Origin of the sequence: Hoskinsella mucinilytica, from assembly GCF_045223415.1 — a bacterium.
Taxonomy (GTDB): Bacteria; Bacillota_I; Bacilli_A; order Erysipelotrichales; family Erysipelotrichaceae; genus Hoskinsella; species Hoskinsella mucinilytica.
In genome coordinates this window covers 1-312 of sequence record NZ_JBEQZJ010000134.1, presented here as the reverse complement: position 1 = coordinate 312, position 312 = coordinate 1, and the positions used below count along the sequence as shown (strand labels likewise).

Annotated in this window: 1 protein-coding gene; it reads right to left on the bottom strand. The window is 29.2% G+C overall.

All coding sequences use genetic code 11. The features are described from left to right. Positions 1-186 precede the first annotated feature (186 nt). Positions 187-312, bottom strand: coding sequence for a transposase zinc-binding domain-containing protein (locus UGRO018_RS17860; protein ID WP_416327863.1), 126 nt, complete (start codon positions 310-312; stop codon positions 187-189).

Below are 312 nucleotides of genomic sequence, written 5' to 3'. Positions count from 1 at the left end.
GATAAAGCCTGGTTTAAATGTATGTGATTTACCATTCATTTTATCAAATGTATAAAATAATGTCTCTTTGACAGAATCAAATAATACATTGAGAAGTTTTCTATCTCTAAGAAAATAATCACGTAGTCTTTCGTCAATCGTGAAAACAATGTGATGATGTTTAACAGATAAAGTATGTTCAGAAATCTAAGTAGCTCTTAACTTGGCATATTTAGTACCACAAGAATTACAGAAACGACTTTTACAAGTGTAACAAATAATATGAGACTTATGACAATTAGGGCATTCATAAACTTCAAAACCAGAATCGAT